Below are 15,934 nucleotides of genomic sequence, written 5' to 3'. Positions count from 1 at the left end.
TGCGTAAGTCGGTTATTATCAACATTGTGTATCCACCTACCACCCCGGCTTTCAGCCACCCCTCCTTCCCCGAAGGAGGGGAATGGAGATACCACCGACTAGTTAAATTACCACCAAATTTGAAGAAGAATCATTTTTCAAAGCCAAACGAGAATTTTCTTTTCCGGCTTAAAATTGACGCAGTATGCCGGCTAATTTCCTTTCCTGTTTCCAACCTTCATCAGAGCAAGCCCGATCACGATCCAGACCATTTCGCGGACACGGGTAATCAGTGCAGCATAAACCCCGTAGGCTCCGGAAAGGGAGAGGCCACCTACGGCAAGTGCAAAGCCTCCTTCACGTCCACCGAGCTGCATCGGCAAGAAGAACAAAAGATTGGCCAACAAGGAGGAAAAGGCGGCAATCAGGCAGCAGTCGGCAAAGCTGACGTTTGTTGTCAGCACATTAAGTATCAGCCAGATCTCAAGGCAACTGACAACACGAGCCGTGTATTCTAGAAAGAGGGCCGAATAAAAAGTACGTTTCTTCTGCCGGTGAAGGAGGGCGATTTGCTTATCTATGTTTTCCAGTTTCTCTTTATGAGTTTCGGCAAAATGAAGTACTTTCTTCTTTAGAAAAGGGAGACGGCTACCCATGCGGATAAAGGCAACTGCCATACCGTGCCGGTAGCCTTTTATAAAAAGGACGGTAACCAGCAGGCAGAATAAAGTGATAGCTCCCAGAATAACGCTCATGACCCACCCTACGGGATAGAGACAGACATACAACAGGACGGAAGTCAGCCAGAAACAGAAGTGGGAGAAGATGTGCATCATCACGTAGAGAATCACCGAAGAGGTAGCCCTTTCGATTCCGATAAAGGGTTTCAGCTCCATAATCCGATAAGGCTCGCCTCCCATGAGCCCGACGGGTGTCACATAATTGAGCGCAAAGCCTGTTACGGTAAATTTATAAAGCCGGGAAAAGGAAAAGCCCGGTTTGCCTCCGCTACGGATGATGATATACCATGACAGCGTATTAATAAGGTAGACAAACAGCCAAAGCAACAAGACCAAGGGCAAATATATTCCTGCACGCTTCAGATTCACCCAAAGTTCCCGATAATCCATATCGAATGTGAATATCATTATCAGGACGGCAATGATGCCAAAAGCGAGGAATATATTGCGGTACTTGTTCTTCACTGCTTCTTATATACCTATATATTTTACTTTATATACTTATAATACCTGTCAAAGAATCTATTAAATGCCGGAATTTTCATCAGCCCGTATTCAAACACCAGCCAACCGAGTAATGCGCAGGATATACCGAGCAACACATCAATGATGTAGTGGTGACAGGAATAAACAGCCGTTCCCCAAATGCCCAGCATGATAACGGCAAAGAGAGTAATCACATACCACCTGCATTTGCCGATGATAGCATATACCAGAGCCACCACCATATAGGCGGCATGAAGCGAAGGCACTGCGGCAAAAACATTGGCATTGCGCCCGTAGATAGAGTCGAAAATCGTCACACCGAAGAAAGCGTCGAAACGTCCCAGACCGGCTACGTTGCCCGGAGTGTTCAGTATCGGTTCGAAACCGTAATTAATGGCATACCAGGGGGGGGCAGCAGGATGAATGTAATAACCGGCAAAGCCGATTAAGTTGACCAGCAGAAATACCAACGCAAAGCGGAGATATGTTTTTCTCTGCTTCTTGAAGTACAGGCAAAGACCGAACAGGATAGGCACGGGAACCCAACACAGATAAAAGATGCCGGCAAAGACATCTGCAACCGGCCAATTATGGGCAGCGAAATATTCGCACGGGGTAATCAGGATACCGTTGTCCATGACCCCGAAAAGAGATTTCTCCAGATTGTATAATCCGGCTACATCAATCGGGTTCACTTCGTAATTGGGACAGATACGCATCCAGTCGTAGGAGATTCCGAAAATGGCAAAAGGCAACAGGGCTAATGCAAGTTTACGGGTGGGTAGCCCGGCAAAGAATAAGACCAGATAGAGTGCCACCATTAAGAAATGTTCGGAACGAAGTCCGATGAAGACACCTGTCAGCAAAAGAAAAAGAGCCATAGTGATTACAGTAATCAGGGCTTCATTCTTTGACGGCAGTTCAATAACTATTTTCATTCTAATAAGGTGTTAATATACCAATACTATTTAGCTTTTCGGACAATTATTTCATCATTACCTTATAGCAATGTCTCACACGCGCGAAAGCTGTGATATTGGCAAATACGGCAACGAAAGCCAAAGGTACAATCAGTATCAACATCGGGTCGAAAGCCGTGATATCTTTGAATACACCGCAGAACAACGCTCCCAGACTGGTGAGTACCACACGTTCCGGACGCTGCATGAATCCTACTTTACACTCGATACCTAATCCTTCGGCACGTGCACGAATATAGCTCACCATTAACGAACCGATCAATGCCACAAACGCAATCAGGGCATAAAAGAAATAATCTTTCATCGACAGGTAGTAGCAGATACCGAAAAATGTCATCAGTTCGCTGTAACGGTCGAGCACCGAATCATAGAGTGCACCGAATTTGGAACTCATGTTTCCCAACCGCGCCACACGACCGTCCATCATATCGAACAATCCGGCAAACAGAATAACACCTCCCGCCCAACCGACGATAGCAAGGTCGTTCCGGCCGCCACAGATACCGGCATAGACAAACATTCCTGCTGCCACCACGTTCAGGATAAATCCGGTTGTAGTGATAAAATTGGGAGTGATTCCGATTTTAATCATTCCGTGTATCAAAGGATTGATAATCTTATAAATCAACTGTTGCAAATAATCTCTGTAATTCATATTGTGTCTAAATCTGTTTTTATCTAAATCTTCTGTTTTTATTTCAATCTCTTTTTCTGAACAAACTTCCTATGTTTATATTCCGGTATACAAAAAAGCGGTGCATATTATAATTCCAGAATAATGCGACGATAACCGCTACCGCCATTTTGGGGATAATGAAAAAGTCGCCGAAATACTGACTGAGCGTATCGCGCACCCAAGGAATCTTTGCCAATGATTCCGTCAGCGCATACGTTCCCCACGTGTTCAGCCAGATGCTGCATACCCACACAAGGATAAACTTTACAGCAACGTTCGTTTTCTTTCCTGTCGATTTAAAGGTCCATTTATAATTAATTACGCAATTGACAATTCCTCCGTATACAGCCCCTGCGAGGGTAGCATATACATAGTAGACTTCAAACAGCCTCACCAGAAGAATTGTAACCAGAAAGTCTGCAATAGTTGCCATTTGAGCCGAAAGCTGCGCCCTCAAAAACATGAAGAAGCCACCCTTCTGGGAAATCATCCGTGCAACTTTTCTCAGCCAATCACACATCTTACTCCTGCTAACAAGATAAAACCATATACCCCTGCCAGTATATCATCCATCATCACACCTACCCCACCTCTGAGACTCTCCATTTTGCGGATGCCCAATGGCTTGGCAATGTCGAATGCACGGAACAGGACGAAAGCCGCCACTACATACCATATCCATTTGTCATTGTCGGGAACGGCAAGCAATGGTATCCACACTCCGACCATTTCATCCACCACTACACGCGAAGGATCTTCCCCCCAACAAGCCTCCAGCTTATCGGCAGCCCAGATCCCGGCGAAAGTAAACACAATCACCAACGCGGCAGTAATCCATAAGACAACAGAAAAAGGGAGCAGAAGATAAAGTGCAATCCAGATGATAGAAGCCAGCAACGCCCCGGCGGTACCGGGAGCAAAAGGAGAAAAACCGGAGCCAAAGCCCGTGCCTATCAATACAGGTAGAAAAGGAGCTTTCTTCATTAAATTACAAGTTACTAATTAAAAAGTTGAGGTTGAGCATCCACCCGTCTTTTCAGTAAGGCAAACCTCAATCTCAACTTTATTATTCTTGGTTCCTGATTAAGCTAAGTAATCGGGTTCTTTTTCGCCAATCATGTTACGCAATGTCTGTTTTACCATTCTCCATTGAGTAAACAAGTCATGTTCGGGTTGGTGTTCGAAGTCGTGCATCGGACTCTTGCAGAAGAATGACAACCAAGTCTGGATGCCGCACATACCTGCACGCATAGCCAAGTCACTGAACAATACCAAGTCGAGCGCGATAGGAGCAGCGAGGATAGAGTCACGGCAAAGGAAGTTTACCTTGATTTCCATAGGATAGCCCATCCAACCGAAGATGTCGATGTTGTCCCATGCCTCTTTGTTGTCCTTGCGGGGAGGATAGTAGTTGATACGTACTTTATGATAAACGTCTCCGTAGAGATCAGGATATTTTTCGGGTTCAAAGATCGTGTCGATTACAGACAGTTTGCTGACTTCTTTTGTCTTGAAGTTGTCCGGATCATCAAGCACTTCGCCGTCGCGGTTACCGAGAATGTTGGTAGAGAACCAGCCGTTCACACCCAGCATACGGGTCTTGAACATCGGAGCCAATACGGTTTTCATCAGTGTCTGACCGCTCTTGAAGTCTTTTCCTGCGATAGGTACATTCTTCTGCTTGGAGAATTCCCACATAGCCGGAGTGTCTACACACAGGTTAGGAGCACCCATTACGAACGGAGCGCCTTCTGCGATAGCAGCGTATGCATAGCACATACTCGGAGAGATCACTTCTGTGTTGTTGTCCTTCATCGCTTTTTCCAAAGCAGCGAGTGACATGTGTTCGTCTGACAACGGAATGTAGATTTCAGTACTTGCAGCCCAAAGTACCACAATGCGTTCACAGTTGTTGGCAGCCTTGAAGTCGCGGATGTCCTGACGCAGTTGCTCTACCATTTCCCAACGGGTAGCAGCTTTCTTGATGTGCGTACCGTTCAGACGTTTTGCCCAATTGTGGTCGAAAGCAGCCGGCATAGGCTTGATAGCTTCCAATTCGTCTTTCACTCCGTTCAGGTCCTTTTCTTTCAGAACCTCAGCGTACATAGCAGCTTCGTATGCATTATCCGGGAAAATGTCCCAACCTCCGAAAACAATGTCGTTCAAATCCGTCAAGGGCACAACGTCCTTGATGAGTTTTTCTTCGTTGTTTTCCATGCGCATTGTGGCTAACTGGGTAATAGATCCTATCGGTTTTGCCAGTCCCTTGCGAGAGGCTAGTGTACCTACAATCATTGTGGTGGCAACCGCACCACCGACTCCAACTACCAACACACCGAGGCGTCCGGTAGCGGGTTTAATTTCTTGTTTCATTTCTATTCTATTAAAATTAAACTAAAATTGATGCAAAAATAAGATTAATTAATTACTAATACAGTCTTTATTTGTCATATAAACATTGCAATTAGCAGGATTTAACTTTTAAAAGGTCATGTGGAGACTTATTCTCAAACCGGACTTGTCTATTCCGGGTGAATCACGGTAGGTAAGCCTCCAGACGTAATCCAAGCGTAATACCTTAAATATGTTTTCGATACCTACGCCCACTTCCACGTAAGGCGTTTTCCCCATGGCACGGGTATCCGCTATCGGAAAAGCAAACAATCCGTCGCTCAATTCCGGATTATTCTTATCGCTCAAATGACCATACAATCCCCGGCATGAAACGATTTCACGCCATTTCAGTTTTTTCAACAACGGGATACGGTTGAACAGCCAGCCGTTGAGGAAATAAGTGACGTCCCAAGAGAAATATTCATCATTCATAAACTCCATGGCATTCATCAATGAATAGGATTCGGGCTGAATGGTATAGGAAAGGTTGGCATTAGGCATTATCAGCAACGGAAAAGGCACTTTGTCCCATACTTTTCCTGCTTTCAGTATGACGTCCGTATAGCCGAAGGCGGAGAACCAGAAACGCTTCTGCACTCCCGCTTCGGTATGGTTGTAGGTGTAATCGCTTCCCAGCACTCCCTTTCCGGCAATGGTATGGGAGAGCGTGAACACCGGAGCATCCAGCGACACGGGGAAACGGTTCCACTGCGTCTGGAAGAACTTCTCATTCGGAGCATAGCGCAGTTTCAATTCGGCTGCACTGGTGGAGTATTCTTTGACCGGAGTCAGCACATCACCTTCTTTCCGAAGAAAGGGAATCAGGTAGGAGGACTCGTCTGTCCGACGACGTGCCGTCAGTTGGAAGGAGAAACCTGAGTAGAACTCGTTGGTATAGGTCAACTCGGCTTGCCGGAAATAACCGATGCGATCGTCTTTCTCGCGTTTCAGGGCAAGGAATACGTTATCTTTACTTGTGTAGAGATAGTTCTGCCCATATTGATTGACGTCTGACTCGTAACGTAGTTTTAACGAGTGGATAGGAAATTCGTTGGCGTACTCTTTCTTTTTCTTGAAAGAGTATTCCAGTTCCGCCAGTCCTTTCACCCGTTCGTCCTTGAAGCCGTAGGCGATGTAACCTTTACCGAAAAGGTGCGGATTGAGCCATGCGGTAGTCATTCCTCCGGCACGGAGACGGGGACCTTCGAGCGTGTTACCGCTAATGGTGGCATTCATCGGGCCGATATAGAAAAGAGGGGTTTCTTTGGAAGTAGGAATGTATCCGGTAAAGAGGATAGAGAGAATCTTCTCCGTCCAGTAGTAAACCGGATAACCGCGCAGTTGCGTCATCAGCTTGTCCACGGAGTTCTCCTGTTCGGAGATAGCGGCTTGCGGACGGTTCTCCGCCCAGAAGGTTGCGGGACGGGACAGGGCTTCCGTTTCTTCAATGATACGCTCCGGCTTGGCGAAGGCTTTGTCCGCTTCGGCAGTGGGAGTAAATGTGTAGTTCGTATAATCCGCTACGCGACGGGCAAAGATACCGTCCTGTCCTTCGGTCAGCTTGAATTCTACGGTAATACTTTCGTGGTCGAGCAGGCGCGTACCGTCTTCGGCACGTTTAAATTCCTGTTCGAGCAACATATAATCGACAAAGTTCAGGTTTATCTTTTTCGGGAAATTGAATACGGCACGCTTCACGAAATAGGTGGAGTCGAGTGTCACATACAGGTGTCCGTTAAAGCCGAAAGATTCTGAGTTAAAGGGAGTGAAGGCAAGGTCTACGCATTGTTCACCTGCTATCTGCAAGGTGTCCATTAGGTAGTATTTATAGAATCCTGTACCGATGCGCGACAGGGGACTGACAAATTTGTTGGTGAACAAGGAGATGTTATTCTCGTAAATATCAACGTCTTTGAACACCTCGTTGATAGCTGCCTGCATTCCTTGTTTGGAAAGAAACTCGTCGACACCTGCCTGTTTGCGGCCTTTCACCCATTGTTTCTCGGCATGAGGGGATTTACGGTAATAATCCGTAGCGAGCAGTTCACGGGCGGATACGGTAAGGATCGGTTTTCCGGTCACGGCGGAGGTATCTACATATTCCGTGAGGAAATCGAACTTGCGGTAGAGCCATTTTTTCTGTTTTTCTTCATCAAAGTTGTTCAGTGCGAAGGTAGTTTTCTCGTAGCGTTCACGTTGCCAGAAATCTTTTTCGTCAGGCGAATGGTCGTCACGATGCTCTATCATGTGACGGACAAATTCTACGGCAGGATTGTCTTTCTTACGGTAGTGTTCGCGTTTAGGCTTTACTACGACTTCATTGAGGGAATACGAAGTGGGTGAAAGGGCGATTTTATAAGATGCATTCCGGGCAGGACGAATCTGCCGGCTGTAATCATTATAGCCTATCACTGAAACTACCAGCACTGCTTCGGAACGGCTGGTCTTGAAGTAGAAACGTCCGTCGCTTCCGGTGGTCGTTCCTTCGGTCGTGTCTTTCAGACGTACAGATGCATAAGGTAAAGGTTCCTTTGTCAGAGAATCAGTCACCACGCCTTGCAGTATATACTGCGCGCTTAGCGGAATACTGATAGTCAAGAAAAGAAAGAGCGTTAGTACACCTTTTACCATTAGTCTCATACCTTAAATTCTATTGAATTGAGCGGGGAAAAGGTAAGGGTATTTGGGGACAATTAATAGTTCTGTTTGACGGAAGAACTGTTCTCATTTATCACATTTAAGGAAAAAGAATACGAAATTTGGTTAATCCGTCGGAATAAGTACGCAGAGAGAAAGTACATCCGTGACGCATCAGGACTTCACGGATAAAGATAAGCCCGATCCCCTGACCGTTCGGTTTCGTTGAAAAGAAGGGGCTGAACAGTTTGGCTTCTGTCTCTTTACTGATCCCTCTGCCGTTGTCTATCACCTCGATCGTAGCAGGAGACAGGGTACGGATAATGATTTCTCCTTTGGGTTCCGGACTTTCGTCTTCAGGCACAATGCTTTTCCCCTCCGGTGCGATACTCTCCGCCGCATTCTTAATGATATTGACAAGCACTTGTTCAAACAGGGAGCTGTCCAGTTTTACGTCCGGCAGACTTTCGTCTATCTCCATGCGGAGAGTGATGTGGCGGTCGTTGCACATTCCTTCCATGAAACGTTTACAAGCAAAGACTAGGTCGTTGAGATTGACAAGAGAATACGTCGGTTCGGGAATCTTCACTACATCGGCAAAGCGAGTGATGAAGCGGCTCATGGAGAAACAGCGTTCAATGCAGACACGCATCACATCACAGATGTCTTCCATACCTTCTTCCGTAGTAAGCGCTTGCTCTACGGTGTCCAACGTAGAGGTAATTCCCGCAGTGGTATTGTTCACTTCGTGGGCTATCATACGGATTACTTTCTCATAGGCTTTCTTCTCAGCTTTCATCACTTCATCCGTAAGGCTTTCGATCAGAAAGAAAGGATGTTGGAATCCACGGTCGATAAAGGAGGAATGGGTGCATCGGTAAATGTTCGAGTCATTCAGGCGGACGGTTACTGTCTCACCTCTCGGCAGACTGGCAAGTTCCCCGGCTAACGGGGAGTCAACGTCTTTCATCTTTTTCCCCTGAACATCTTCGAAGCGGACACCGAGCATTTTCAACGCCATAGGGTTAAGTTCCGAAAGTTCGTCGTCAAGGGAGGTGATGATAACTCCCATAGGAGAAGCCTTAATCATCAAATCGAGAAAATGATTCTGTTCGCGCAGACGGAGGCGTTCGTTCTTGAGTTGTTCCATCATGCGGTTGAAGATATTCACGATACGGTCGGCTTCGTACTGCCCCACCCGGCTCAGTCGACTACTGAAATCCTGCTCGCGTAACAATTCCATACCGCTTCCAATCGTGTTCAAAGGTTTCACTATCTTACGATAAAAGAAAACCAGATAGACCAAGATGAACAGGATCAGCCCCTCTCCTACATAAAAGAAAGCCGGACGTAACTGGCCGGAAAGGCAAAGCAAGCCAATTCCCAAAATCAGCAACAAGATGACGAATATGTAAAAGAAGCCTTTGATTCGCACGGACAAATAGTTTTAAGTTATATGATTCACTGGTAATTATCTGTCTGTATCATCAGACAGAGCTACAATATACAAGCTATTATAACGTATAATTTATATTATGCTTTTCAAGCCTCCGGTAAAGGGCGGCACGACTGATACCTAATGCCATAGCTACCTGACTCAGGTTACCTTTATGCCGTTCTAAAGCCTGAAGTATGGTCTGACGCTCTATTTCGTCCAAAGTCATGCCGATAAAAGAAGTACTTTCGGCTGCTTTCTGATCGTTATGGCGGATATACTGGGCGTCGAAATCGGATGCGTCGAGAGTAGGCTTGCCACTGACAAGTATCGTACGTTCCACCAAGTTCTTCAATTCGCGGATATTTCCCGGATAAGGCAGGCGGCTCAAAAATTGCATGGCATCGGCGGAAAATTCCGTGCGAGGCAATCCGTTCGTCTCTGCCTGACGGTCAGCGAAGTGACGCACCAGCAAAGGGATGTCCTCACGGCGTTCGCGCAAAGCGGGTAGTTTAACGGTTATCAGATTGATACGATAGAACAAGTCTTCACGGAAAGTACGTTCATTCACCATTTTGCGCAAATCGGCATTGGTGGCGGAAACTACACGGATGTCCGTTTTGCGGGGACGACTGTCGCCGAGCACTTCGAAGGTCTGATCCTGCAATACACGCAGAAGCTTCACCTGACAGGAAAGGTCGAGGTCGCCTATTTCATCAAGGAAGATCGTTCCCTTGTCTGCCATTTCGAAACGTCCGGTACGGTCGGCGGAAGCGTCGGTAAAAGCTCCTTTCTTGTGCCCGAACATTTCACTTTCAAACAGGCTTTGGGAAATTCCTCCGAGGTTTACTTTTACAAAAGGATGCTTAGCACGCTGGCTGTTAATATGGATCGCTTCGGCTATCAGTTCCTTACCTGTACCGCTTTCGCCTGTTATTAATACGGAGGCGTTGGTCTTTGCAATGCGGGCAATGGTATTCAATACGTCCGTCAAGCCTTGGCTACGACCGATGATATGATTACGATTGAATGCGTCGTTCTGTTCCTGCGTTGTTTCTTTAGGAGCAGTGGAAAGTTCCAAGGCCGTCTCGATACGTTGCAGCAGGGCAGCGTTGTTCCACGGTTTGGGAATAAAGTCAAAAGCTCCTGCCTGCATTCCCTGCACGGCAAGTTGGATACTCCCCCAAGCTGTCATCAGTATCACCGGAGTGTCGGGACGGAACACTTTCACTTGTTTGAGCAGAGTCAAACCTTCTTCACCTGTCGTTGAGAGAGTGAAGTTCATATCCATAAGTATCAAATCCGGAGCTACCGTACGCACTACCTCGATAGCTTCCCGGGGACCGGGAACTACCTGTGCTTCGTATCCCGCACGCTTCAACATAAAACTAAGCGAAGAACGTACCGCGCTATCATCGTCAATTATCAGAATCATAGTTCGTATTCCTTATTCTATATTCTATCAGAGCTTCCTTTTCTATTACTGTGATGATGCAAATCTACAAAAAAATACTGTCTTTATGGACCTTTCCTTTTTTATTGTCGCACTATTTCATCAAAATCGGCTTCCAGTTCGGTATTGGTACGGAAATCCCAAAGCGTCAGGCTACGAATCTGATAAAAATAATACCAATAATAATAGAGCTCGGAAATGTGCTTCTGACGCGCCGCATCTTTGGAACTTTGAGCGTCGTTCAGGTCCAGCGTATTAATCTTGCCAATCAGAAAGGTTTCAATACTGGTCTTGTAACGTTGCTGCGCTATGAGATCAGCTTCCTTTGCAATAGCTAACTGCTGCGCCTGATTATTGAAATTCTCCACTAACAGGAAAATGTTCTGATTGAAGTTTATCTGTTCCTGACGGATTCTGGAAAGCACCACTTCACGGTTGCTCTTGGCAACCCGAACTTTACCCCGGCGTTTTCCCCAGTCCAGAATAGGAATCTTAACGCCGACCTGCACAATTTGGTTATCCTGCAAATTCTTGTAAACAGCAGGGAAATCACGATTCTCTCCGGTATACCCCACACTTGCAAACAGATCGATGCTACGCAGGTTACCGCGTGCCGTGGCCACTTCATAATCAACTTCCAACTGTCGGCGACGAATGTTCTGAGCAAATGAGTTACGTTCTAAAGCTTTGCTCAACACTTGATTGTATTCCATTTTCGTTCCGTCCACAGTTTCGGGAATGACGGGACGCAGATTTTCATCCTCTCCCACTCCCAAAAAGGCACGAAGCTGGAACATCTTGGCATTGAGGTCACTTTCGGCCTCCGTCAAAGAAGCTTTTGCATTCAAGGCGGAAAGTTTCAGTTGCAAGAGTTCGTTTTCGGAGATCTGCCCCATTTCACGTTTAGCAAGTGCTACTTTGTAGAGGTGGTCGGCATTGGAGAGGTTTTGCCTGGCTGTCCCCAAGTTTTCTTCGGCCAGCAGGAGATTAAAATAATAGGTGATTGCCCGCATGGTTACTTCTTCGGTAGCGGTGATAAAAGCAGCTTTTGCTTCCGCATAACGTACCGGTTCAATGCGCCTGTTCCATTTCACGTTGTTTACGCCAAGAATCGGTTGCGTGAGTTTCAGCGTAATGGGAACAGACATAAAGTGACGGTCGCCTCCGGAGCCCAACTGCTTCATATAGTCGAGCGAAGACACCAATGAAAGTTTACCGCCGGTAAGCCAGATGTTCTGGTCAATGGAAAGGTCGCCGGAAAGTCCCAAAGCACTGTTACGGACAAAGCTGTATGAACCGTCTGCATTCTGATAGGAGCCATAAGACTTGTTGTAATTAGGCAATGTACCGGTCAGGTTGACTTCCGGCAAAAGATCGGCACGGAAGGTACGATATTCCCAATAGGCAGTTTTCAATTCATTCAGGGCAACGGCGGCATCTACGGATTGCACGCGTGCCATAGCAATAGCTTCATTCAAGGTTATCTTCCTTTCCTGCTGTGCCGATAATACCACAGGCAGGCAAACAGCAGCAAGAGCAAACAATATACTTTTCTTTTTCATTACGCACTATATTTTTCACCTAAGGAGGTTCAAACGATGTGCCAAAAGAATAAGGTATTTATTTTCAATCAATTAAAGAATAAGAGCAGTGTTCATTTTCGGACACTATGCTCAAAAATGAACGTTCGATTATGTATGCAGCCGTTTTAGTATTGTTTGTAGCAGGTACGGGTGTCTATTCGCAGTAGTTAGGAAGACGTACCGTAAAGCGGGTGCCTTTGCCTACTTCGGAAGTGACACTGATAGTTCCTTTCAGACGTTCGACAATAGTCTGGCAAATGCTCAATCCCAAACCTGCCCCCTGCGTAAAGTTATCGACCTTATAGAACCGCTCGAAGATATGGCGGATACCTTCTTCCGAAATACCGACTCCCGTATCTTCTACGAAAATCCGGGTATAACCCGGTTCTTCATCTTCTTCATAACCGAAAGTGATAAAGCCGCTACCGGTGAACTTGGCAGCGTTATTAATAAGGTTATTGACTACCTGTTGCAGGCGGACATTATCTGTCGTAAGATATTTCTTGTCGCCCGCAGGCATACGCAGTACCAGTTCTACACCCGCAGGCATATTCAGGCGCTGCGAATCATGGACAGTTTTGAGCAATAAAGGCAGGTTATGTTCCGCAAACATAAATTCCATTGTTCCCGATTCGATGCGCGACAAATCGAGAATATCGTTAATCAAAGCCAGTAACAATCCGCAGTTCTTGTTGATTGTGGCAATAAACTGCGTCACCTCTTCTTCGGTAAAGTTACTCGTATCACTCAACAAATCGGAGAAACCGACGATAGCATTCAGCGGAGTGCGGATTTCGTGGCTCATATTGGCAAGGAAGGCCGACTTCAATTTATCCGCCTGAAGCGCCTTATCACGCGCCTCCCGCATCTCTTGCTCAGCAGTCTTATACCGCTGGATACTCTGACATACACCTAATATATTATAGAGAGAATCCTGCGTCAAGCCGGTAACAATAGAAGAACGGTATTCCCACCACTCATATTCGCCTTTCACATTACGCTGGCGGAAGTTCAAACGTGTGCTTTCTTCTTCACCCGACAAGGCCTTGTCAAAAAGAACACGTATTTCTTTTATATCATCCGGATGAATCGTACGATCCATTTCTTCGCGAGAAATGGTAGTAACAGCTTCATCATAACCGAACCTCACCAGAAAGCCTTGCGGAAAAATAAAGCAATTTGTTTCCATATCAAACTGCCACGGATAAATAGCGCTCTCGTCCACTGCCATGTCGAAGAAACGCTTCTGCATCTCTTCATCCGATATATTACGTGCAGAAAGAGCCATACCGGTAATTTCTTCCCTTGAAAAGATAGGCACGATTTCTCCCGATACGGGGAAATATTTGTCACTATGTACTTCTTTCATAAAGGCACCTTGCGGTATCATAACACTCTTTCCGGTCTTTGCTACTTCCTTCAACATTTTATGGAGGATATCCTGACCATTATGATAAACCTTGAAAATGCTTCCCGCCATCATTCCTTCATACACACGTCCACCTATATCGAACGGCAAATGTAGCATTTGCAACAGGGAACGGTTGGTAAAATGGATATGTAAATCGGTATCATATGTAATGACACCGTCGCGAATGGAATGGAAGACATTGTCAAACTCATTGCGTTGTTCCACCATTTTATTCTGTACCAACAAACGGGTCTGCGCCTGTACCCTCCGTTTGGCCTCACGACGATTAACACGTATCAACCATACGATAGACGCAATCAATAATGCCAAAATAGACGGATAAAGAAGAATAAACAAGAGTTTATATTTCTCCCAATAGGGTTCATTGACAACAGTTCCTTTCGAGCCTATCTTGTCAGGATTGACATGAAAAAATTCCAGTTGCTTGTAGTCATATATAAACCCTTGCGGAATCTCAGTAACCCCGACGTCTTTGGGAGATGTTCCTTTTAATACGGAAGAAGCTCTCTGTGCGGCCTGCATTGCCGAAGTATAGGCATCGCAATCATAAGCACCGAACACTCCGTTGGTCAAACCAACATTCTGTGTAGCAAAAACAGGGGCTTTCGAGTTTTTGCCTACAAAAGAAAGAAAAGGAGACCATTTGGGAGCAATTACCACACGTCCGTAACTATTACGCGGATAGCAAATAGCAGAAATAATATGGCTGGTTGTCTGATTTTGTGTGTTATATATCTTCATGTCATAATCGGGATTATCTTTCTGAAAGACTTCCCATTCCTCCTGAAAATCCTCCAGTCCCTTGTTACTCAGAAAACTATTATCAATCACACAAATAACCTCTTTGCGTTTGGGAAACAGTCGCTGTGCCTCCCGCAAAATAATATCAAAATCAGGATTGACCGTATATCCGCAGACATTGGGATGAGCGGCAAACAGCTTCTCATCCGGATACTTAATACCAAAAAATACAACCGGTATTTGCAAGGGCAACGAGTCTCCACACGCAAAGAGCGTATAGAAAGCCTCATCACTGGATGTCACAATCAAATCGGTTTCCCTGTTACGGGCACGCTCACAGAAACGACGCATAATGACTTTCTCAGATCTGAATGCCCAAAAATCCGCATCCAGATATTCAGTCGTTATATTCACTTTCAATCCATTATCTTTAAAGCCTTTCACCAAACCTTGGTTCAAATCGCGATGCCAAGGAGTCTGCGAAGTATACGATTGGATAAAAAGCACATTGTATGTACGCTCCGATGCTGCCGCTTGACAAAGAACGGCAATAAACAGAACTACAAACACACAGAAATATCGTTGTTTCATAAGCAAAAGATCTGCACCTCTTTCAATATTATTCGCACAAAGATAAGTTATTATATTGAAAACAATGCAAATAGCCTTAACTTTTTACTGCACTTGATGCCCGTCAAAGAAACGAACTGTCCGCGAAGTCTGTTTTGCCTGTTCTTCATTATGCGTCACCATAACAATCGTCCGTCCGTCTTCCTTATTCAACCGGTGAAGCAGTTCCATAACTTCCGCTCCCATTCTGGAGTCCAGGTTACCGGTCGGCTCGTCAGCAAGGATAATCTCCGGATTGCCGATAATCGCACGGGCAACAGCAACACGCTGGCACTGACCACCGGAGAGCTGAGACGGGAAATGACGCATCCGGTGACTTAACCCCACCTTTGCCAAAACGTCCTGTGCCAACCGCTTGCGTTCACTGCTACTCATACGACGATAAAGTAAAGGCAACTCAACATTATCCAGCACATTGAGCGAATTTATCAGGTGGAAGGACTGAAACACAAATCCCAGTTTCTTATTACGGAAAGCGGCAAGTTCCTTATCTTTCATGCTTTCAATTCTTGTTCCGGCTACTTCTATACTTCCACCGGTTGGTGTATCCAATAGCCCCATAATGTTCAATAAAGTGGATTTACCACAACCTGACGGCCCCATAATGCTCAGGAACTCTCCTTTATTCACTGTAAGGTTTACATCCTCCAACGCTACCGTCTCAATCTCATTGGTGCGATAAATCTTATTAATGCCAACTAATTTAATCACAGTCGTAAGTATTTAAATCGTTATTATTATAATCTGTCTTTCTCTTTTTCCGGTCGT

At 45.7% G+C, this 15,934-nt stretch carries 12 protein-coding genes; all 12 read right to left on the bottom strand.

What is annotated here, in order from left to right:
- Positions 1-191: 191 nt before the first annotated feature.
- Positions 192-1,184, bottom strand: a complete 993-nt coding sequence (locus BHV72_RS11150; protein WP_005681518.1) for a lysylphosphatidylglycerol synthase transmembrane domain-containing protein — start codon at positions 1,182-1,184, stop codon at positions 192-194.
- 23 nt (positions 1,185-1,207) lie between these two features.
- Entirely contained in the window at positions 1,208-2,143 is a 936-nt protein-coding gene (locus BHV72_RS11145) for a phosphoinositol dihydroceramide synthase (protein WP_005678618.1), read from the bottom strand.
- Between the two features lie 46 nt (positions 2,144-2,189).
- The gene (locus tag BHV72_RS11140; RefSeq protein ID WP_286855971.1) at positions 2,190-2,840 is read right to left on the bottom strand and encodes a CDP-alcohol phosphatidyltransferase family protein; all 651 of its coding nucleotides are present in this window, start codon (positions 2,838-2,840) and stop codon (positions 2,190-2,192) included.
- Positions 2,841-2,883: 43 nt separating this feature from the next.
- Positions 2,884-3,351 (bottom strand): GtrA family protein, encoded by a 468-nt coding sequence (locus BHV72_RS11135; RefSeq protein ID WP_005681519.1) that lies wholly within the window; start codon positions 3,349-3,351, stop codon positions 2,884-2,886.
- A gap of 14 nt (positions 3,352-3,365) precedes the next feature.
- Positions 3,366-3,845 (bottom strand): phosphatidylglycerophosphatase A family protein, encoded by a 480-nt coding sequence (locus BHV72_RS11130; protein WP_122295461.1) that lies wholly within the window; start codon positions 3,843-3,845, stop codon positions 3,366-3,368.
- Between the two features lie 99 nt (positions 3,846-3,944).
- The gene (locus BHV72_RS11125; RefSeq protein ID WP_005678613.1) at positions 3,945-5,234 is read right to left on the bottom strand and encodes an inositol-3-phosphate synthase; all 1,290 of its coding nucleotides are present in this window, start codon (positions 5,232-5,234) and stop codon (positions 3,945-3,947) included.
- Between the two features lie 108 nt (positions 5,235-5,342).
- Positions 5,343-7,895 (bottom strand): DUF5686 and carboxypeptidase-like regulatory domain-containing protein, encoded by a 2,553-nt coding sequence (locus BHV72_RS11120; protein WP_234109824.1) that lies wholly within the window; start codon positions 7,893-7,895, stop codon positions 5,343-5,345.
- A 97-nt stretch (positions 7,896-7,992) separates the two neighbouring features.
- Positions 7,993-9,327: a sensor histidine kinase gene (locus BHV72_RS11115; RefSeq protein ID WP_005681521.1), complete on the bottom strand. Its 1,335-nt coding sequence runs from the start codon at positions 9,325-9,327 to the stop codon at positions 7,993-7,995.
- A gap of 79 nt (positions 9,328-9,406) precedes the next feature.
- Positions 9,407-10,762: a sigma-54-dependent transcriptional regulator gene (locus BHV72_RS11110; RefSeq protein WP_005678609.1), complete on the bottom strand. Its 1,356-nt coding sequence runs from the start codon at positions 10,760-10,762 to the stop codon at positions 9,407-9,409.
- 101 nt (positions 10,763-10,863) lie between these two features.
- Positions 10,864-12,342, bottom strand: a complete 1,479-nt coding sequence (locus BHV72_RS11105) for a TolC family protein (RefSeq protein WP_286855963.1) — start codon at positions 12,340-12,342, stop codon at positions 10,864-10,866.
- A gap of 175 nt (positions 12,343-12,517) precedes the next feature.
- Positions 12,518-15,127 carry an ABC transporter substrate binding protein gene (locus BHV72_RS11100; protein ID WP_286855962.1) on the bottom strand — a complete coding sequence of 870 codons (2,610 nt, stop codon included), beginning with the start codon at positions 15,125-15,127 and terminating at the stop codon, positions 12,518-12,520.
- Between the two features lie 84 nt (positions 15,128-15,211).
- Complete coding sequence (locus BHV72_RS11095) at positions 15,212-15,877, bottom strand: ABC transporter ATP-binding protein (protein ID WP_005681524.1); 666 nt, start codon at positions 15,875-15,877, stop codon at positions 15,212-15,214.
- Between the last annotated feature and the right edge of the window lie 57 nt (positions 15,878-15,934).

This window comes from Bacteroides sp. 43_46, from assembly GCF_001915455.1.
Classification (GTDB): domain Bacteria; phylum Bacteroidota; class Bacteroidia; order Bacteroidales; family Bacteroidaceae; genus Bacteroides; species Bacteroides caccae.
Note: the sequence above shows the minus strand (reverse complement) of the source record. Positions and strands in the feature narration are given on the sequence as shown.